The sequence below is a fragment of the Gracilibacillus suaedae genome, from assembly GCF_017599345.1.
GTDB lineage: Bacteria > Bacillota > Bacilli > Bacillales > Amphibacillaceae > Gracilibacillus > Gracilibacillus suaedae.
In genome coordinates, this window is record NZ_JAGFVL010000053.1 from 45,147 (window position 1) to 64,885 (window position 19,739).

At 38.6% G+C, this 19,739-nt stretch carries 20 protein-coding genes; all 20 read left to right on the plus strand.

The window, feature by feature from the left end:
- Positions 1-95: 95 nt before the first annotated feature.
- The 20 genes from J5J03_RS15420 (at position 96) to upp (ending at position 19,685) form a co-directional block, all read left to right on the plus strand.
- Positions 96-1,697: a CTP synthase gene (locus tag J5J03_RS15420; protein ID WP_208590713.1), complete on the plus strand. Its 1,602-nt coding sequence runs from the start codon at positions 96-98 to the stop codon at positions 1,695-1,697.
- 246 nt (positions 1,698-1,943) lie between these two features.
- Complete coding sequence (locus J5J03_RS15425; RefSeq protein WP_208590714.1) at positions 1,944-2,303, plus strand: response regulator; 360 nt, start codon at positions 1,944-1,946, stop codon at positions 2,301-2,303.
- A 181-nt stretch (positions 2,304-2,484) separates the two neighbouring features.
- Positions 2,485-3,339, plus strand: coding sequence for a class II fructose-1,6-bisphosphate aldolase (gene fba, locus J5J03_RS15430; RefSeq protein ID WP_018933528.1), 855 nt, complete (start codon positions 2,485-2,487; stop codon positions 3,337-3,339).
- Positions 3,340-3,720: 381 nt separating this feature from the next.
- The gene (locus tag J5J03_RS15435; RefSeq protein WP_208590715.1) at positions 3,721-5,007 is read left to right on the plus strand and encodes a UDP-N-acetylglucosamine 1-carboxyvinyltransferase; all 1,287 of its coding nucleotides are present in this window, start codon (positions 3,721-3,723) and stop codon (positions 5,005-5,007) included.
- Between the two features lie 612 nt (positions 5,008-5,619).
- Positions 5,620-6,906 (plus strand): transcription termination factor Rho, encoded by a 1,287-nt coding sequence (gene rho / locus J5J03_RS15440; RefSeq protein WP_163578479.1) that lies wholly within the window; start codon positions 5,620-5,622, stop codon positions 6,904-6,906.
- Between the two features lie 133 nt (positions 6,907-7,039).
- Entirely contained in the window at positions 7,040-7,285 is a 246-nt protein-coding gene (locus tag J5J03_RS15445) for a type B 50S ribosomal protein L31 (protein WP_208590716.1), read from the plus strand.
- 275 nt (positions 7,286-7,560) lie between these two features.
- The gene (locus J5J03_RS15450; RefSeq protein ID WP_208590717.1) at positions 7,561-8,172 is read left to right on the plus strand and encodes a thymidine kinase; all 612 of its coding nucleotides are present in this window, start codon (positions 7,561-7,563) and stop codon (positions 8,170-8,172) included.
- Positions 8,173-8,242: 70 nt separating this feature from the next.
- Positions 8,243-9,313, plus strand: coding sequence for a peptide chain release factor 1 (prfA, locus tag J5J03_RS15455; protein ID WP_208590718.1), 1,071 nt, complete (start codon positions 8,243-8,245; stop codon positions 9,311-9,313).
- A 1-nt stretch (position 9,314) separates the two neighbouring features.
- Positions 9,315-10,172 carry a peptide chain release factor N(5)-glutamine methyltransferase gene (gene prmC, locus J5J03_RS15460; protein WP_208590807.1) on the plus strand — a complete coding sequence of 286 codons (858 nt, stop codon included), beginning with the start codon at positions 9,315-9,317 and terminating at the stop codon, positions 10,170-10,172.
- Positions 10,173-10,406: 234 nt separating this feature from the next.
- Positions 10,407-11,147, plus strand: a complete 741-nt coding sequence (gene map, locus J5J03_RS15465) for a type I methionyl aminopeptidase (protein WP_208590719.1) — start codon at positions 10,407-10,409, stop codon at positions 11,145-11,147.
- 140 nt (positions 11,148-11,287) lie between these two features.
- A complete protein-coding gene (gene spoIIR, locus J5J03_RS15470) occupies positions 11,288-11,872 on the plus strand; it encodes a stage II sporulation protein R (RefSeq protein WP_208590721.1) in 585 nt (194 codons plus the stop codon).
- Between the two features lie 59 nt (positions 11,873-11,931).
- Positions 11,932-12,366: a hypothetical protein gene (locus J5J03_RS15475; protein WP_208590723.1), complete on the plus strand. Its 435-nt coding sequence runs from the start codon at positions 11,932-11,934 to the stop codon at positions 12,364-12,366.
- A gap of 198 nt (positions 12,367-12,564) precedes the next feature.
- Complete coding sequence (locus J5J03_RS15480) at positions 12,565-13,584, plus strand: L-threonylcarbamoyladenylate synthase (protein ID WP_208590724.1); 1,020 nt, start codon at positions 12,565-12,567, stop codon at positions 13,582-13,584.
- Positions 13,585-13,669: 85 nt separating this feature from the next.
- Positions 13,670-14,218, plus strand: coding sequence for a manganese efflux pump MntP (locus J5J03_RS15485; protein WP_208590725.1), 549 nt, complete (start codon positions 13,670-13,672; stop codon positions 14,216-14,218).
- A 272-nt stretch (positions 14,219-14,490) separates the two neighbouring features.
- Positions 14,491-15,051 carry a low molecular weight protein arginine phosphatase gene (locus J5J03_RS15490; RefSeq protein WP_208590726.1) on the plus strand — a complete coding sequence of 187 codons (561 nt, stop codon included), beginning with the start codon at positions 14,491-14,493 and terminating at the stop codon, positions 15,049-15,051.
- Between the two features lie 28 nt (positions 15,052-15,079).
- The gene (locus J5J03_RS15495; RefSeq protein WP_208590727.1) at positions 15,080-16,381 is read left to right on the plus strand and encodes a methyl-accepting chemotaxis protein; all 1,302 of its coding nucleotides are present in this window, start codon (positions 15,080-15,082) and stop codon (positions 16,379-16,381) included.
- Between the two features lie 35 nt (positions 16,382-16,416).
- Entirely contained in the window at positions 16,417-16,857 is a 441-nt protein-coding gene (gene rpiB, locus J5J03_RS15500; RefSeq protein ID WP_208590728.1) for a ribose 5-phosphate isomerase B, read from the plus strand.
- Positions 16,858-16,873: 16 nt separating this feature from the next.
- On the plus strand, positions 16,874-17,419 hold the full coding sequence (locus J5J03_RS15505; RefSeq protein WP_208590729.1) for a TIGR01440 family protein: 546 nt from the start codon (positions 16,874-16,876) through the stop codon (positions 17,417-17,419).
- A gap of 177 nt (positions 17,420-17,596) precedes the next feature.
- The gene (locus J5J03_RS15510) at positions 17,597-18,832 is read left to right on the plus strand and encodes a serine hydroxymethyltransferase (RefSeq protein ID WP_208590731.1); all 1,236 of its coding nucleotides are present in this window, start codon (positions 17,597-17,599) and stop codon (positions 18,830-18,832) included.
- A gap of 223 nt (positions 18,833-19,055) precedes the next feature.
- Positions 19,056-19,685, plus strand: a complete 630-nt coding sequence (upp, locus tag J5J03_RS15515; RefSeq protein ID WP_018930786.1) for a uracil phosphoribosyltransferase — start codon at positions 19,056-19,058, stop codon at positions 19,683-19,685.
- Positions 19,686-19,739 lie beyond the last annotated feature (54 nt).

Here is a 19,739-nt window from a genome sequence, read left to right on the forward strand (position 1 = left end):
CAATCATATTTTCATCAAGCTTAGTATGACTACTACTATAAAAACAGAATACTAAGCAAAAGATAGAACAATTACAAAAGAAAGAGGGATACAGTGTGACGAAATATATCTTTGTAACTGGTGGTGTTGTTTCTTCCATTGGAAAAGGAATTACAGCAGCATCTCTAGGCCGCCTTTTAAAAAACAGAGGATTAAAAGTAACCATTCAAAAGTTCGACCCCTACATCAATGTTGACCCGGGAACGATGAGCCCTTACCAGCATGGAGAAGTGTTCGTAACAGATGATGGTGCTGAAACAGACTTGGACTTAGGTCATTATGAGCGATTTATCGACATCAACCTAAACAAGTATAGTAACATCACAACAGGTAAAATCTATTCAACTGTTATTAAGAAAGAACGTCGTGGTGATTATTTAGGTGGAACCGTCCAAGTTATTCCGCATATTACCAACGAAATTAAAGACAAAGTATTTCAAGCAGGAAAGCAAACAAACGCAGATATCGTCATTACTGAAATTGGTGGTACTGTTGGCGACATTGAGTCGTTACCTTTTATTGAAGCAATTCGTCAAATTAAAAGTAACATTGGCAGAGAGAATGTCATGTATATTCATTGTACATTAGTTCCTTATATTCAGGCAGCTGGAGAATTAAAGACAAAACCAACCCAGCACAGTGTGAAGGAATTACGCTCATTAGGTATCCAGCCTGATGTAATTGTATTACGTACAGAGCATGAAATCAGCCAGGAAATGAAAGAGAAAATCGCTTTGTTCTGTGATATTGATGAAAAAGCAGTTGTTGAATCAGGTGATGCTGATACCCTTTATCATATTCCATTAGCAATGCAGGAGCAAAAACTGGATCAATTAACATGTGATCACTTTGGTTTAGACTGTGGTCCAGCAGATATGACAGAATGGAATCAATTAGTGGAAAGAGTACTAAACCTTTCGAAAAAAGTTACAATAGGACTTGTCGGTAAATATGTAGAATTACCAGATGCATATATCTCCGTTGTAGAAGCATTAAAACATGCAGGGTTCGCACATGATGCAGATGTCGATGTGAAATGGATTAACGCAGAAAAAGTTTGTGCTGAGAACGTGGCGGTGGAATTAGCAGATGTTGATGGATTATTAGTACCAGGTGGTTTTGGGGATCGTGGCATTGAAGGTAAAATTGAATCAATCCGTTTTGCGCGTGAAAACAAATTACCTTTCTTAGGCATTTGCTTAGGTATGCAGCTGGCAACGGTCGAATTCGCGCGTAATGTGCTAGGATTAGAAGGGGCAAATTCAGCTGAAATTGATCCAAATACGCCACACCCGATTATCGATCTTTTGCCAGAGCAAAAAGATATTTCCGATCTTGGCGGAACATTACGTTTAGGCTTGTATCCTTGCCGATTAAAAGAAGGAACGAAAACAAAAGATGCCTATTATAATGAAGATGTGGTTTATGAACGTCATCGTCATCGTTTTGAATTTAATAATCAATATCGCGACCAGATGGAACAGAATGGCTTTATCTTCTCAGGGACAAGCCCTGATGAAAAGCTAGTGGAAACAATCGAGCTAAACGACCACCCATGGTTCGTCGCATCACAGTTCCACCCAGAATTCAAATCAAGACCAACTCGACCACAACAACTATTTAAAGGATTTATTAACGCAGCCGTAAACAAACAATAATGTGAAAAAAAGTCCCATTTTACCAATCGTCATAGTACATTACTATGACGGTTTCTTTATGCTATTATTCAGCTCAAATAAACACAAAATTTATAAAATACTACGAATATTGCAGGATTTTCGTCTATCATATCGAACTATAAGAAAAAGGGCTTATTACAAAACGGACGCCAATTCGCAATTTATGACAATGTATCAAGCAACTAAATATATATAAATAGAAAAACATAAAGGAGCTGGCAGAGCATGAACAAAACAGTATTAGTAGTAGATGATCAAATTGGTATTCGGCTGTTACTCGAGGAAGTAATTCAGCAAGAAGGGTATAATGTAGAGTTAGCTTTGAATGGCAAAGAAGCTTTAGACAAAGTCTTAGATAATAAGCCTGATTTGATCATGTTGGATTATAAGTTGCCAATCATCGATGGCCCTACTTTAGTTAAGAAATTGGAAAATGATAATATCGTAGTCCCAACTATTATAATGAGTGGTTTGCCAGAAAAAGCAGAAGATGATGTACGAGATTTAAAATCTGTGTTCAAAACAATAGGAAAACCATTTCAATTAAATGATATTAGACAATTACTGAAGAATATTTTGGAATAGTTGATTAAATTTTCTACAGTGGTTCAAAGATTTTGAGAAATTTATGGGGGTAAGCGTTTTCTGTCGATTGTTTTGTTGCACCTTTTTGTCGGAATTGGTATTCTATTAATGGGTGCAATCTTTCGTAAGAGGATCGATTGTTAAATCAATTGTATATACATACCTTAAAGGAGGAGCAATTATGCCATTAGTTTCAATGAAAGAAATGCTTGAAACAGCTAATAAAAATCGTTATGCTGTAGGTCAATTTAACCTTAATAACCTAGAGTATGTACAAGCTATTCTTCAAGCAGCTGAAGAAGAAAAATCACCGGTAATCCTTGGTGTATCTGAAGGTGCTGGGAAATACATGGGTGGTTTCAATGTAGTAGTCGCTATGGTAAAAGCTACAATGGAAGCACAAGGTACAACCGTTCCAGTAGCAATCCACTTAGATCATGGTTCAAGCTTTGAATCTTGTGCAAAAGCAATCCATGCAGGTTTCACTTCTGTAATGATTGACGCGTCACACGATCCATTTGAAGAAAATATTGCTGTAACTTCTAAAGTAGTAGAACTTGCGCACTTCCACGGAGTATCTGTTGAGGCAGAACTTGGTACAGTTGGTGGTAACGAAGATGGTGTACAAGGTGGCATCATGTATGCTGATACGAACGAATGTAAAGAGCTAGTTGAACGTACTGGAGTTGACTGTCTTGCACCAGCATTAGGTTCTGTACATGGTCCTTACCAAGGTGAACCAAACTTAGGCTTCAAAGAAATGGAAGAAATCAACACAGTAGCTGGAGTACCATTAGTACTTCACGGTGGAACTGGTATCCCAGTTGCAGATATCCAAAAAGCAATCTCCTATGGTACATCTAAAATCAATGTAAATACAGAAAATCAAATCCAACAAACAAAAGTAGTTCGTGAAGTATTAGAAGCGAACCCAGAAATGATCGACCCACGTAAATACTTAGGACCAAGCCGCGACGCAATTAAAGATACAGTAATCGGAAAAATGCGCGAATTCGGTTCTTCAGGAAAAGCATAAATTGATTTACAAACCATACTCTTAAGTGAGTATGGTTTTTTTCTGCTTTGATGATAGAAGTTGCCAGAAAGCAACCCAAAGTTGCCAGTAAATCCTGAAAGTTGCCAGAAAGCGGCCCAAAGTTGCCAGTAAATCCTGAAAGTTGCCAGAAAACAGCCCAAAGTTGCCAGTGAATCCAAATAGTTCACATTAAATCAATGCCAAAATTAGTCCATCTACTTTCGCTTGTCAATCTCCTGTTTTAAATCACTTGGAAATGAGATATAATGATTTTAAGTTTGTTTTTATTACATAATATTGGCAGGTTTAGTACAGAATAAGTTTATAATATTGATGTTGCTGGGATGGTTACAGGAATCCTTGAAAGTGAGGGAAATATATATGCAGAAGTTGCTTATAGAGGGCGGTTATTTATTAAATGGAAAAGTTCGGATCAGTGGTGCGAAAAATAGTGCGGTAGCATTATTACCAGCATCTATATTGGCAGATTCAAAAGTAATTATTGAAGGATTACCAGATATTTCGGATGTAGAAACGTTAAGCTATTTACTGGAAGAAATCGGTGGAGAAGTAGAGCGAAAAGGACAGACGGTTCATATAGATCCTGCTCATATGACAGCAATGCCGCTACCAAATGGACGTGTCAAAAAACTGAGAGCTTCTTATTACTTTATGGGAGCCATGCTGGGGCGTTTTAAGGAAGCGGTCATCGGTTTACCTGGTGGATGTTATCTTGGTCCAAGACCAATTGATCAGCATATTAAAGGCTTTGAAGCTCTTGGTGCAACCGTTACGAATGAACAAGGAGCTATTTATTTACGAGCAAAAGAACTGAAGGGTGCCCGGATCTACTTGGATGTTGTCAGTGTCGGAGCAACGATCAATATTATGCTTGCTGCAGTGAAAGCAAAAGGACGTACAGTTATTGAAAATGCAGCAAGAGAACCGGAAATTATTGATGTAGCCACCTTACTAACCAGTATGGGTGCGAGAATTAAAGGTGCAGGAACGGACGTTATCCGTATTGATGGTGTAGAGCAGTTAACTGGGTGCATGCATACCATTATTCCTGATCGTATTGAGGCAGGTACCTATACAATATTGGCCGCCGCTCAAGGTGAGAAAGTATTGATTGACAATGTTATTCCGCAACACCTGGAACCACTATTGGCCAAATTAAGAGAAATGGGTGTACATATTGAAGAAGGGGAAGAGCAATTACTCCTCCATAGAGGAGAAGGACTCAAAAGTGTTGATATCAAAACCCTTGTACATCCTGGTTTCCCAACGGATTTACAGCAACCTTTTACAGCATTATTGACAAAAGCAGAAGGTACAGGGGTTGTCACAGATACTATATACCAAGCGCGGTTTAAACATATCGATGAATTAAGAAGAATGAATGCTCAAATTAAAGTAGAAGGAAGTTCTGCCATTGTCCAAGGACCTACACCGTTGGAGGGTGCAAAAGTAAAGGCGAGTGATTTGCGAGCAGGAGCATCTCTGATTGTTGCCGGTCTAATGGCAAATGGAATAACAGAAATCACAGGATTGGAACATATTGATCGAGGGTATGCCAACTTAACAGAGAAATTAGACGAGCTCGGTGCCCGAGTTTGGCGAGAAGAAATGACCGAAAAAGAGATACAACAATTTCAGAATTCCTAAAGCAAGAGAGACCACGAAGTCTCTCTTTTCTTTTACATATTAGGAAAATGATGCACAAAATCCATAAACTATGCAGTAACTGGATGGATTTGCGTTGTTCCATCCTGTTTTTTGAGAAATGTTGCCATCCGCTCCGGCAGAATACTGCGCTTACCGTGGGCGGTTTTTAGCTAACTTGGCAAGAAAACCACTTTGCCAAGTGGATAAAATGAGTTTTACCTAACCATTTCTTAAAAATTCACATTAATTTTACAAAAAAATCACTTTTTCATAAAAATTAGTTGAATATATAGTTGTAACCATGTACTATATAGAAAGAATATCATTGACTCATTTATTCCAAGTAATTGAGTTCTTCCAATATCATCCGGCAAACGGGTTGGATGAAGGTGCTTCCATCTCATACTCTTCTTGAGATTTCAAGCGATCTCGGTGCTCCCATTGAGTTTCCATATATTGATTGACCATTGACAGATAAAACAAATGTATAAACAAACGAAAGATCAATTTATCATATTGATTAGATTCCCCACGTTTAAAATCTACAAACTGTTAATCTCGAAAATTACATGAAGATGGAATATATAATAAAAAAATAGGTGTGGTGATTTTGTGAGTGAAGTAACAATTTCAGAACTAGAACAAATGACATTAAAAGAACTTTATGCTAAAGCAAAAGAATTTAAAGTATCTTATTACGCAAAATTAACAAAAAAAGAACTAATATTTGCGATATTAAAAGCGCAAGCGGAAAAAAGCGGCTATTTGTTTATGGATGGTATTTTAGAAATCATTCCGACAGAAGGCTTCGGTTTCCTCCGTCCAATCAATTATTCGCCTAGTGCGGAAGATATTTATATTTCTGCATCCCAAATTCGACGTTTTGACTTACGTAATGGTGACAAAGTATCTGGTAAAGTACGTCCGCCAAAAGAAAATGAACGATATTACGGACTATTGCATGTCGACGCCGTCAATGGTGAAGATCCGGAAGCAGCGAAAGAACGTGTTCACTTTCCGGCATTGACACCGTTATATCCAGATCGCTTGATGAATTTAGAAACGGATACAAAGTTGATTTCAACTAGAATCATGGATTTATTAACACCTGTTGGTTACGGGCAACGTGGTTTAATTGTAGCCCCACCTAAAGCAGGTAAAACGATGCTTCTTAAGCAAATCGCAAATAGTATTACGAAGAATCATCCGAACACAAAGCTAATTATTCTTTTAGTGGACGAACGTCCGGAAGAAGTGACAGATATTGAACGTTCTGTTGATGAGAATGTCGATGTAGTCAGCTCTACGTTTGACGAAGTACCGGAAAATCATATAAAAGTAGCCGAATTAGTGTTAGAACGTGCGATGCGACTTGTTGAGCACAAAAAGGATGTCGTCGTTCTTATGGATAGTATTACACGTCTTGCGCGTGCTTATAACCTTGTTATCCCACCAAGCGGAAGAACGCTATCTGGTGGTATTGATCCGGCTGCCTTCCATAGACCAAAACGCTTCTTTGGTGCCGCAAGAAATATTGAAGATGGAGGAAGCTTCACTATTCTGGCAACAGCCCTAGTAGAGACTGGTTCACGTATGGATGATGTAATCTATGAAGAATTTAAAGGTACAGGCAATATGGAACTGCACTTGGATCGTAATTTAGCACAGCGACGTATTTTCCCTGCGATTGATATATTACGTTCCAGTACAAGAAAAGAGGAATTGCTTGTTTCCAAAAATCATCTCGAAAAAATGTGGGCGATTCGAAAAAGTATGCAAGACTCTCCAGATTTCTTAGAGCGTTTCTTACGTAAATTACGTTCAACGAAAAGCAATGAGGAATTTTTATCTGTATTAGAAGAAGAAATGAAGCGAAAAGGTACGAAAAAATCTAGTTAATGATAGAAATATTAAAATTCTCTTGCAAACAGTGCTTTAGGTTGTTATAATTCTTCTGTATGACAAAAATGCTCAACAAAGCATGAATCTAACTCTGTTTCCTCAGGATTCAGGGCAAAAGGAGTGGACAGACATGAAAAAAGATATTCATCCAGAATACCACAAAGTTGTATTTCTTGATACAAGCTCTGACTACAAATTTCTAAGCGGATCTACTACAACATCTGAAGAGACAATTGAATGGGAAGATGGCAATACGTACCCATTAATCCGTGTAGAAATCAGTTCAGCTTCTCACCCGTTCTATACTGGTAAACAAAAAGCTGATAAAGTCGGCGGTCGTGTTGACCGATTCAAGAAAAAATACAACCTTAGCTAATTGGTATTTTTTCATTGTACGAAGATATAATAGGATAAAAATCCTTGAAACAGGCAAATGCACCAAAAATTTGCCTGTTTTTTATTTGTATTATCTGAAAGGACAAAATACTATTGTTGATAGTAGTATATGAAACTAAGGCTTTCGCGATAAGCCGAATTTTTCTTTGATGTTGACGCTGAGAGGAAAATACTCACAGCTACATATTAATACGAAAAACATGGTAAAATGTTTAAATATAGAGAAACAATAATGCTGGAAGGGGCAACATTATCATGCACATTATGAAGCATGCCGGTTGGATTGAACTAATATGCGGAAGCATGTTTTCAGGCAAATCAGAAGAATTAATTCGCAGAGTACGACGCGCAACGTACGGCAACCTCTCTGTTGCTGTCTATAAACCACTAATTGACAATCGTTATAAAGATGATTATGTCGTTTCCCATAATGGCTCAGAACTAATAGCAAAACCTGTCAAACGAGCAATTGACATATTAGAAGACATTACCGATGATATGGATTTGATCGGAATCGACGAAGTACAATTTTTCGACGATGATATTATTCATATCGTGTCAGAACTAGCTGATAGAGGCCATCGTGTTGTCCTAGCAGGATTAGATACAGATTTCCGCGGCGAACCATTTGGACCGATGCCGCAGCTTTTGGCGATCAGTGAATTTGTTACAAAATTAAATGCGGTATGCCCTGTCTGTGGTTCGCCTGCAAGCAGAACGCAACGATTAATTAATGGCAGTCCAGCTTCTTATGATGATCCTGTTATTTTAGTTGGTGCCAAAGAAGCATATGAACCGCGATGCAGACATCACCACGACGTACCGAATCATCCGAAAAGTAAATTAAAAGCACATAGTAGATTTTGACGGTCTTCGTTATTTTGTAATATACTGTATCATAGTGAAGTTTTGCTAATCGGAGAAAGAGGTGAAGAACGTGTTAGATCGCTTAGAATCGTTAGAAGCACGTTATGATAAATTGAATGAATTATTAAGTGACCCGGAAGTTATTAATGATTCGAAGAAATTAAGAGAATATTCGAAAGAACAATCAGATCTTCAAGATGTGATTTCAGCTTATCGGGAATATAAAGATGTCTCAACACAACTAGATGATGCTAAAGAGATGTTAGAGGACGATCTTGACGATGAAATGCGTGAAATGGCAAAGATGGAAGTCACAGAGCTTTCTGAGCAAAAAGAAGAGTTGGAAGAACGTCTGAAAATTTTATTACTACCGAAAGATCCTAACGATGACAAAAACGTTATCATGGAAGTCCGTGGTGCAGCAGGGGGAGACGAAGCAGCTCTTTTTGCTGGGGATTTATTCAGAATGTATTCTCGTTATGCTGAATCACAAGGTTGGAAAATTGATATAATGGACTCTAATACGACTGGTGTCGGTGGATTTAAAGAAATAGTGTTCATGATTAATGGAACTGGCGCCTATTCGAAATTAAAGTTTGAAAATGGTGCCCACCGTGTACAACGTGTTCCAGAAACTGAATCAGGCGGACGTATTCACACTTCAACAGCAACAGTAGTCGTTATGCCGGAAGCAGAAGAAGTAGAAATCGATATTAATGAAAAAGATATTCGTGTCGATACCTTTGCGTCTAGTGGTCCTGGTGGGCAATCGGTAAATACAACGATGTCTGCAGTCCGTCTAACGCACGAACCAACAGGAATAGTTGTATCGATTCAAGACGAAAAGTCACAAATCAAAAATAAAGAAAAAGCGATGAAAGTTTTGCGTGCTCGTATCTATGATAAATTTCAGCAGGAAGCACAAGCAGAATATGATCAGACACGTAAATCTGCGGTCGGTTCTGGTGATCGTTCTGAGCGGATCAGAACGTATAACTTCCCACAAAATCGTGTAACAGACCACCGTATCGGTCTGACCATTCAAAAGCTTGATCAAATCTTAGAAGGTAAGCTGGAAGAAGTAATTGATGCGCTTATCATCGAAGAACAAGCGAAGAAAATGGAAGAAATCGGTGAATAACATGCAAATATCAACTGTACATGAGGCCCTTGATTGGGCTTCTTCTTTTTTACAAAAACATAACTGTGAACCGAAAGTGGCAGAAATCCTGCTTTTACACATTTTGGATTGGTCCAAAACTGATTTGCTCATTCATTTACGGGCGCCGCTTCCTGAAGAGGAGCTAGCGGATTTTCAGCAAAAGATTGAACGACATGCCATAACAAAAATCCCTGTCCAGCATTTAACAGGTGTTGAAGCATTTTACGGTCGTACGTTCCATGTTAATAAACATGTTCTCATTCCAAGACCGGAAACGGAAGAACTCGTACAACAGATAATAGAAACTGTGGATAAAACCAATATTACTTGTGTGGATATCGGGACGGGCAGTGGCGTAATCGCTGTCAGCTTGGCTAAAGAATGGGAAAACAACAAGCAGGTCGAAATGCTTGCCACGGACCTTTCTGAAGAGGCATTAACAGTCGCCCAAAAAAATGCTGACCAATACAACGCAGAGATTACATTTTTTTATGGCAATTTCTTAGCACCGTTGATTGAACAAGGGAAAAAAGTAGACGTAATCGTTTCAAATCCACCATATATTGATTATAAAGAAGCGGAAAGTCTATCGGAAACTGTTAAGGATTATGATCCGGAGATGGCATTGTTTGCAGATAGCAACGGCCTTGCCGCTTATCAACAAATTATCCACCAAGCAGGTCGAGTATTAAATAAGCAAGGTATGATCTTTTTTGAAATTGGTCACACACAAGCAGAAGCAGTTAACCAACTGATCAAGCAGCAATTTCCTAACAGTGAAGTGACCATCTTCCAAGACATCAATGGCAAAGACCGCATTGTACGTGCGACAACGTAACTGTTCACGAAATATTTACCGCTATCTTGTGAACAGGAACAACTATCTCGTCAAAAGATATAGCAAGTGAAAATGGCTTGTGGAGAGGTATATAAATAATTTGAGGAACCTGAGAATGATGTTCTGCCGACTATCGATTCTTTCAACGAACCTTTTGTTGAAGCAAAAGCCGTTTTGTTTATAAATCTGAATGGCATACTAATCATAAAAAATTTTGAAAAGTGAGGGTGTACGATGATTGCAAAGACTGAACAGGATTTTAATGGATTAAAAGAAATTGGTCGAATTTGTGGAGCGATTCGAGATGACTTAGTCCACTGCACTAAACCTGGAATTACTACAAAAGAACTCGATGAAATTGCAAAAGAGATGTTTGAAAAAGCAGGAGCTCAATCTGCACCAAAAGGTGAATACGATTTTCCGGGATATACGTGCATTAGTGTAAATGAAGAAGTTGCGCACGGAATTCCGGGTGAACGCACCATTAAAGAAGGGGACCTTGTAAATATTGATGTTTCAGGTTCTAAAAACGGCTATTTCGCAGATACTGGAATTTCCTTTGTTGTTGGGAAGGGAGAGACCATTTTGCAGAAAATATGTGACGTTGCTAAAGAAGCCTTCGACGCTGGACTAAAGAAGGCAAAACCAGGTTCGAAAAAAAGCGCGCTCGGAAAAACTGTAAACAATGTAGCAAAACAGCATGGTTTAACTGTTATAAAGAATCTTACTGGACACGGTGTTGGGCGATCAATTCATGAAGCACCAGCACATATTTTCAATTACTACTCACGCTGGGATGACGAAATTTTAAAAGATGGTATGGTAATTGCTTTTGAACCTTTTATCTCTACATTGGAAGAGGAAGTTTATCAATCCGAAGATGGATGGACTTTCCTAACCGATGAAAGCTTTGTGGCTCAATACGAACATACAATTATTCTAACGAAGCAAGGGCCGATTATTACTACATTGTAATGGTGTGTTTGACGAGCCACACAAGCCTCTTTAGAAAGAAAGTATAGGTTATTTGTGAAAAATTAATAGATTAAAAGTTTAAAAGCTTTCGATGTTGTCCACACTGTGACTAGCAAAAGTTAATTACAGGGGGATAAAAAATGCGAAAGCTTATTTTATTTAGTGTACTTATGTTTTTAATTATAGGTTTTTTTCCACAAAAGGTAACGAGTAATGAACAATCCTACCAAGTGATTCCGGATGAGGCAATCCGTTTAAGAATTTTAGCGAACAGCGAGGATGAGAAGGATCAGGAGATGAAACACGCTGTCAGAGATGCGGTAAATGAAGAAGTGACAGAATGGGTTGAGGAAATGGATGATATTGATGAGGCGAGACAGCTTATTTCCTCTCGCATCGATGATATCGATCAAATTGTGAAAGATACTGTAGCAGATGAAGAGTATACGGTGGAATATCGTAAAGACGTAAAATTTCCGACGAAACTTTATGATAACTATCTCTATCCAGCTGGTGAATATGAAGCAATCTTGATCACTTTAGGTGAAGCGGAAGGATCTAATTGGTGGTGTGTCGTTTTTCCACCTTTATGTTTTTTAGATTTTTCATTTGGTACAACCGTAGAAGATGAAGAAGATGAGCAAGAAACAGAAGAACTTGAGGAAGAACAAAAGGAGGAAGAGGAAGTAGAATACACTTTTTTCTTCTTAAAATGGTTTAGTTAATCATAAATCTATCATTTTGTCATAGATTAATAGTAAGACGAAATGATAGAGGTGAGAGGATGCAATTAATACCGACGAAAGAGTTGGCTCAAAAGGAATTTGAAGCTTTCTTCGATGAAAAGGTGCCACATTTCAATGAAATAGAGATGAAGCAATATGGATATTTCATCTATAAACAAGAAGAACCGACAGCCTTTTTCTCACTGATTCCAGTTGATCGCCATACGTATTGGTTACGGAGTTTAGTCATGAAAAGAAATGCACCTGTTCTACTACCGGTATCGATCATTCAAACAGCAGAGAAGTTAACGCAGAGTTATGGGGCTACGTCCTTAATTATCCACAGCAAAACAGTTGTTCTCGAGCAGTTATTAACACAATTAGGATATAACCTGACAGATCAAGTTTTAGAAGAGTCATTACAAGCTTCGTGGTGGATAACTAGTCTAGAAGATGTGGATAAAAACGACAGTTATACACAAACTTCTACGTGAATGTGCAAAAACTCGTGTATAACTAAAAGGAGTAAGCATTTAAAATATAATCTGTTTATAAAAATGTGTATAAATGGCTGATTTGTACACATTTATCTTCATTTTTGTGGAAAATGCTGTGGATAAGAAAAGGTGCTTGCACAATTTTCTTGATAACTTCATAATAGTGGATAGATTCTATCTAGATCGAGGGATAACATGAAAACAGAAAAATGGGATGCAAGCAAACAGTCATTAATCAAAGCCGCTCAATTATTAAATGAGCAAGAAGTAGTGGCATTTCCCACTGAAACAGTTTACGGATTAGGAGCGGATGCAACGAGTGAAGTTGCGGTCTCGAAGATTTTTAAAGCGAAAGGCCGTCCGTCTGATAACCCTTTAATTGTCCATGTCTATGATCCAAGTCAAATCCAACATTATGTTACGGAGATATCCACAATGGCCCAAAAGTTAATCGAACATTTTATGCCGGGCCCTTTTACAATTATCTTACAAAGCAATGGGACTGTCGCAGATACTGTTACAGCTGGATTGGATACTGTGGGAATCAGGATTCCTGACCATCCAATCGGTAGGGCGCTAATACAAGAGGCTAACCTGCCACTTGCTGCACCAAGTGCGAATCTTTCAGGAAAACCGAGTCCAACAACAGCACAGCATGTTTACCAGGATTTATACGGAAGAATTGCTGGAATTATTGATGGTGGTGCAACAGGCGTAGGTTTAGAATCAACCGTTGTCGATGCAACAGGTGATATACCGGTTATTTTAAGGCCTGGTGGTGTGACCAAACAGCAGATAGAGAATGTAGCTGGTAAAGTGGAACTGACAGGTTCTCTAAAAGAAAATCAACCAAAATCACCGGGGATGAAATATACTCATTATGAGCCAGATGCCCCGCTTATATTAATAGATGGCGATCAAACCTTTTTCCAAAATTATATCCACAGCTATCAACAAGAAGGAAAAAAAGTTGGGATCATTGCCAGTAAACCGTTAGTTGAACAGCTTCAAGCAGATATCAGTTATAACTGTGGCAGTCAAGGTGATTTATCGCAAGTAGCTGCCAATCTTTACTACGGACTAAGGTATTTTAATGACACGGACGTTGATGTTATTTTAGCCGAAACCTACCCGCAAGAAGGAATCGGTGATGCTATCATGAATCGACTAACTAAAGCTGCCACTCACCGGTACACGCAAAACAAAAACATATAACGATCCCCCCACGCATAAGAATGGGACAAGGGGACTGGCATGTCTCACTTGTTTTGTTTAAGTGCGAAGGGGGGCTTTTTTTTGAATGGTAACATCAATCATGGAAGTGATATCTATTATATGTATGGCATTTGCCTTGGGAATGGATGCCTTTTCAGTCGGATTAGGGGTGGGAATGCAAGAAATTCGATTGAAACGAATATTTTTGATCGGCCTTGTGGTCGGTATTTTTCATATGATCATGCCCTTCATTGGGTTGTTGTTAGGTTCGATACTTTCCAATAAAATAGAAGGAATTGCCATTCTAGCTGCAGGTTTATTATTATGTGCAATCGGGTTTCAAATGATGTTTCAAACCTTTTTGCAAAAAGATACACCAATATTAGCGCCAGTTGGCTTTGGCTTAATCATGTTTGCTTTTAGTGTAAGTTTGGACAGCTTCTCAATCGGACTATCACTTGGCCTTTCTGGAGTAGCAACCGTATTTGCGATTATTATGTTCGGTCTTTTCAGCACAGTATTAACTTGGTGTGCATTACTGATAGGTAGAAGAACTCATCATTTATTAGGCACCTACAGTGAACTGTTGGGGGGAGCTATTCTCTTTGCATTTGGACTGCACGTATTATTTTAATAATATGATATAATAAAAGGAGATTATGATTAGTAGCTGGAAAAGTCCTCTCTTCCAAGGAAAAAGGCAGATATCCCCGGAAGAGAAGGAGATATCCTCTGAAGGGAAATCGTGTTCCATGGAAAAAGTCTTCTCTTTCAAGGAAAAAGGTAGATATCCTAGGAGTAGCCGGAGATATCCCAAGAAGAACTTCACTAGCTCATTGGAAATTATTTAATCATGAAGCTGGGGTTAAAATAATAAGTAATATCAATAATGGAGGCAAGCAATACATGAATATTTTGTTCGTTTGTACAGGGAATACATGTCGCAGTCCGATGGCTCAAGCGATATTACAACATAAAACAGAGCATAACGTTCAATCTGCCGGACTCTTTGCAGGTGAGGGGATGTCGGCGTCAGAAGGGACAAGCAAGGTATTAAAGCAGGAAGGAATCTCATCTGATCATAAGTCGCAACCTGTTACAGAAGAGTTAGTAAAATGGGCTGATTTAATTCTTACCATGACCCAGAATCATCGAGATATGTTGAAACAAAGCTACCCAGCAGAAACAGGAAAAATTTTCACCTTAAAAGAGTATGCTGATCCTAACTACGAAAATAATTGGAATGAGTTAAAAGAAGCATATACGCAATTAGAGGAAGCAAAATTAGCAGGTAGCGAAATTGATCCAACTTTACTAGATCAAATCAATCAGTTAGAAAAGAAAGCTCAAAACGTTGATATAATCGATCCGTTTGGTGGAAATTACATGACTTATCAAAAAACTTATGAAGAATTGGACAATTATCTTGAACTATTAGTCAAAAAGATAGACAATAAAGATAGATAAAAAGTCATGTTTTTGAGGAGGAAGTCAAATGGAAGGGAAAACAAAAAAAGGGGTAAGTCTGAGAATAAGATTGGTAATATTTACAACTTTGCTAGCTCTTATTACATACTCTACTAGTGCGTTATTTATTTATGTTCTAAAAGATATAATAGGAGAGTTTATTAATATTCCAGAGGTGTGGTATGTATTAGGTACATTAACACTAGGGATTATCTGGTCAGGTATTTTAGCGTTCTTTGCAGCTGGATTTATTACGCGGTCACTTAATAAACTGAAAAATGTTGCGGCAAAAGTGGCAGACGGAGATTTAAATGTCGAGATTGAACAACCGAGAACTCAAGGTGATGAAATCAGTGAATTAACGATCGCATTTCAAAAAATGGTGCACCATTTAAAAACAGTTTTAACGGAAATTGAACAACATGCGTCAGAAACATCGCAATCTGTACATAAAATGAAAGATGCTGCATCTAAAACAAAACAACAGACAGATGTCTTAGAAGACACGATAGGTCAAATTTCGACAGGTGCTGAGGAAACTTCTGATGCGATTCAACAAACAGCAGAAGCAGTCGAAAATTCCACTCGTTTAGCTACCCAAGTTGATCAAAAAGCAGAAGATTCACAAGGTAAATCAAATGAGATGGTCCAGCAGTTAAATGAATCCAAGGAAGTCATTAATCAGTTACTTTCAGGGATTATGCAGTTGGCAGATAATCAGGATCATGCGCTTCATGACGTGAATCGATTATCCCAAAAGGCGAAAGAAGTCGAAAATGTTATCTCGCTTGTAGGGGACATTAGTGAACAAACGAATCTTTTGGCATTGAATGCATCGATTGAGGCATCTCGAGCAGGGGAAGAAGGAAAAGGGTTTGCGGTTGTTGCTGAAGAAGTGAGGAAATTAGCGGATCAAAGTTCTGACGCTGTGCAAACCATTTCTAACTTGATTCAGGATATGCAAAAAGATGTCGAATTGGTAGTAGGCAATATGCGTACACAGGTTGATGAAACACGTGGAGAAGTGAAAAAAGGGGAAGAAACGAACCAAGTGATCGATAACATGTCAGATTCGGTCCACCAGGTAGCATCCGCTATCAGAGAAATATCACAGCTCGTAGACAATCAGTTACAAGAAATCGAAGCAACACAAGCGAAGTCACAGAATGTTGCTGCGATTGCGGAAGAAACGTCTGCTGGTGCCCAAGAAATGCAAGCTACTGTTGAGGAACAGGCAGGTTTTGCCGAAAATTTAGAAGAGTTGGCGATCTCGCTCGATCAACAAGCACAAAACTTGAAAATAAAGATTGAGCAATTTAAGCTAAGCTAAACAACACTTTTATAAAAAAAGGAGCAATAATTGCGATGAAAGTCATTTTAGCATCTGATCACGGTGGGATTCATTTATCTAAAGAAGTTGCATCTCTATTAGAAGAATTAAATATTGAATATGAAGATATTGGCTGTAATTGTGCAGATTCTGTTGATTACCCTGATTATGGAATTCCGGCAGCTGAACGCGTAGCAAGTGGAGAATTTGATCGTGGTATTTTGATTTGTGGAACAGGAATCGGAATGTCGATCGCAGCGAACAAAGTAAAAGGCATTCGTGCTGCACTAGTACATGACGTTTTTAGTGCTAAAGCAACTCGAGAACATAACGATTCGAATATGATCGCAATGGGAGAACGTGTCATTGGACCTGGTTTGGCAAGGGAAATTGTCAAAGAATGGTTAGGTACAGAGTTCCAAGGTGGTCGTCATGCTAACCGAATTGGAAAAGTATCAGATTACGAGAATAAATGAAATGAGGGGAAAATCCATGAAACTCGATCAATGGGGATTAGATCTCAAAACAATTGTGGATGAATGGATTTCACTCGAACTTCTTTCCGAAGGTGACCTTTTTGTCGTTGGTTGTTCGACTAGTGAAGTCGCTGGGGAACGTATTGGTACAGCAGGCAGTGAAGAAGTAGCAGCCATGATTTTTCGTGAACTAACTCGCTTAAAGGATATAACGGGTGTTCAGTTATGTTTCCAATGCTGTGAACACTTGAACCGAGCGATCGTTTTAGAAAAGAAAATCATGCGTGAACGAAAGCTTGAACAAGTGTCAGTAAGGCCAGTTCGTAAAGCTGGCGGCTCGATGGCGGCATACGCATATGACCATTTAGAAGATGCGGTGGTAGTTGAGTCGATTCAAGCGGATGCCGGTATCGATATCGGCGAAACGATGATTGGCATGCAGCTGAAACCTGTAGCAATCCCACTTCGAATGGAGAAGCGTTACGTAGGTCATGCAAGAACCACAAATGCACGAACAAGACCAAAATTAATTGGTGGCCCAAGAGCAGTATATCCGAGTTAACGAACGAGCTATATATGCACCTTTTTTATTTTTACGAATAAAAGGTGCATATTTTCTTGTTTTTATTCGTGAAAAAGTATAGAATTATTTGAAAAATGATGTTATTTTATAATAAGATCATGTAAATAACGAATAATGTAAAAAACACCTACCAAAAATTATTAGGGGGAGCAAAAAATGGATCAAGTAAAAAATTTTGATGCAGAAATTTTCCAAGCGATGGAAGATGAAAGAAAGCGCCAGAACGATAAGATTGAATTGATTGCTTCAGAAAACTTTGTCTCAGAAGCGGTAATGGAAGCACAAGGCTCTGTTTTAACCAATAAGTATGCAGAAGGATACCCAGGCCGCCGTTATTATGGTGGATGTGAGCATGTCGATGTCGCAGAGGATTTAGCGCGCAATCGTGCCAAAGAGCTGTTTGGAGCAGAACATGTCAATGTTCAGCCACACTCCGGTGCACAGGCAAACATGGCGGTTTATTTTACTGTTTTAGAGCCAGGTGACACGGTGCTAGGTATGAACTTAAGTCATGGTGGACACTTAACACACGGAAGTCCTGTTAATTTTAGTGGTAAACTGTTCAATTTTGTTGATTATGGGGTAGATCAAGAATCTGAACAAATCGATTATGAGGATGTATTAGCAAAAGCAAAAGAAGTACAACCCAAAATGATCGTTGCCGGTGCAAGTGCCTATCCGCGCCAAATCGATTTTGCGAAATTCCGTGAAATTGCAGATGAAGTAAATGCTTATTTAATGGTAGATATGGCGCACATTGCAGGGCTTGTAGCAGCAGGTTTACATCCAGACCCGGTACCACACGCACATTTCGTAACGACAACAACGCACAAAACTTTACGCGGTCCACGTGGTGGTATGGTGTTATGTAAAGAAGAATTTGCTAAGAAAATTGATAAAACAGTATTCCCAGGTATGCAAGGTGGTCCATTAATGCACGTAATAGCTGCGAAAGCAGTAGCATTAAAAGAAGCATTACAGCCATCCTTCAAAGAGTATGGTCAGAACATTATTAAAAATGCTAAAAAATTCGGTGAAGTATTAGAATCAGAAGGTATTCGCACAGTATCTGGTGGAACAGACAACCATTTGTTATTATTAGATGTTCGTGGTTTAAACTTAAATGGTAAAGTTGCTGAAGCCGCATTAGATGAAGTGGGTATCACGACAAATAAAAACACGATTCCATTTGATCCAGAAAGCCCGTTTGTAACCAGTGGTATCCGTGTAGGTACAGCAGCAGTAACATCCCGTGGCTTTGGAGAAGTAGAAATGGAAGAAGTCGCAAAAATTATTGCACTAACGTTGAAGAACCCTGAAGACGAAGCAACTCTAAAAGAAGCTCGTGAACGTGTAGAGGCTCTAACAGCAAAATTCCCATTATATCAATAATGCTAAAAAAGCTAGACTATGGAGTCTGGCTTTTTTCGTTTTATGTGAAAGCGCCCGATACCCAAGAGGGAACGCCCGATAAATCATAAAAAGTGCCCGATATAACCAGAAAAAGAATAACCCCTTTCTTATGCTTGCATGGTTGTCTGTTTTTCTGTACAATTTTAAGGATGAATATTGTGGGTTATTGGGATAATAATTTGAAAAAAGGAGAGTTTCCCTCATGAGTAATGTGTTTGTATTAGATCATCCGTTAATTCAGCACAAATTGACGTACATACGAGATAAAAATACAGGGACGAAGGAATTCCGTGCTTTAGTAGATGAAGTTTCGACATTAATGGCTTTTGAAATAACAAGAGACCTTCCACTGGAAGAAAAAACAATTGAAACACCAGTCACTACTGCTACAACCAAAGTATTAAGCGGTAAGAAAATGGGGATTATTCCTATTTTAAGAGCGGGGTTAGGTATGGTGGATGGCATGCTATCCCTTATTCCTGCTGCCAAAGTTGGACATGTTGGCCTTTATCGTGATCCAGAAACATTAAAACCTGTCGAATACTATATTAAACTGCCATCCGATATCGAAGAGCGTGAATTAATCGTAGTAGATCCAATGTTAGCAACTGGTGGATCTGCTAATGATGCCATTCATTCCTTGAAAAAACGTGGAGGAACTAATATTAAGTTAATGTGCTTGCTCGCAGCTCCAGAAGGGGTTGAAGTCATTCAAAAAGAACACCCTGACGTTGATATTTACCTTGGAGCGCTTGATGAGAAGTTGAATGAAAAAGGTTATATTATCCCAGGTCTTGGAGATGCAGGAGACCGCTTGTTCGGAACAAAATAATGATGTTTTATGAAATAGCATGCATTGATTTGTATGCTATTTTCTGATTGAAAG

Coding starts and splice junctions, on each gene's coding strand:
- J5J03_RS15425 (WP_208590714.1), top strand. CDS start 1,944: ATGAACAAAACAGTATTAGTAGTAGATGATCAAATTGGTATTCGGCTG.
- fba (WP_018933528.1), top strand. CDS start 2,485: ATGCCATTAGTTTCAATGAAAGAAATGCTTGAAACAGCTAATAAAAAT.
- J5J03_RS15435 (WP_208590715.1), top strand. CDS start 3,721: ATGCAGAAGTTGCTTATAGAGGGCGGTTATTTATTAAATGGAAAAGTT.
- J5J03_RS15445 (WP_208590716.1), top strand. CDS start 7,040: ATGAAAAAAGATATTCATCCAGAATACCACAAAGTTGTATTTCTTGAT.
- J5J03_RS15450 (WP_208590717.1), top strand. CDS start 7,561: ATGCACATTATGAAGCATGCCGGTTGGATTGAACTAATATGCGGAAGC.
- prmC (WP_208590807.1), top strand. CDS start 9,315: ATGCAAATATCAACTGTACATGAGGCCCTTGATTGGGCTTCTTCTTTT.
- map (WP_208590719.1), top strand. CDS start 10,407: ATGATTGCAAAGACTGAACAGGATTTTAATGGATTAAAAGAAATTGGT.
- spoIIR (WP_208590721.1), top strand. CDS start 11,288: ATGCGAAAGCTTATTTTATTTAGTGTACTTATGTTTTTAATTATAGGT.
- J5J03_RS15475 (WP_208590723.1), top strand. CDS start 11,932: ATGCAATTAATACCGACGAAAGAGTTGGCTCAAAAGGAATTTGAAGCT.
- J5J03_RS15480 (WP_208590724.1), top strand. CDS start 12,565: ATGAAAACAGAAAAATGGGATGCAAGCAAACAGTCATTAATCAAAGCC.
- J5J03_RS15485 (WP_208590725.1), top strand. CDS start 13,670: ATGGTAACATCAATCATGGAAGTGATATCTATTATATGTATGGCATTT.
- J5J03_RS15490 (WP_208590726.1), top strand. CDS start 14,491: ATGAATATTTTGTTCGTTTGTACAGGGAATACATGTCGCAGTCCGATG.
- J5J03_RS15495 (WP_208590727.1), top strand. CDS start 15,080: ATGGAAGGGAAAACAAAAAAAGGGGTAAGTCTGAGAATAAGATTGGTA.
- rpiB (WP_208590728.1), top strand. CDS start 16,417: ATGAAAGTCATTTTAGCATCTGATCACGGTGGGATTCATTTATCTAAA.
- J5J03_RS15505 (WP_208590729.1), top strand. CDS start 16,874: ATGAAACTCGATCAATGGGGATTAGATCTCAAAACAATTGTGGATGAA.
- J5J03_RS15510 (WP_208590731.1), top strand. CDS start 17,597: ATGGATCAAGTAAAAAATTTTGATGCAGAAATTTTCCAAGCGATGGAA.
- upp (WP_018930786.1), top strand. CDS start 19,056: ATGAGTAATGTGTTTGTATTAGATCATCCGTTAATTCAGCACAAATTG.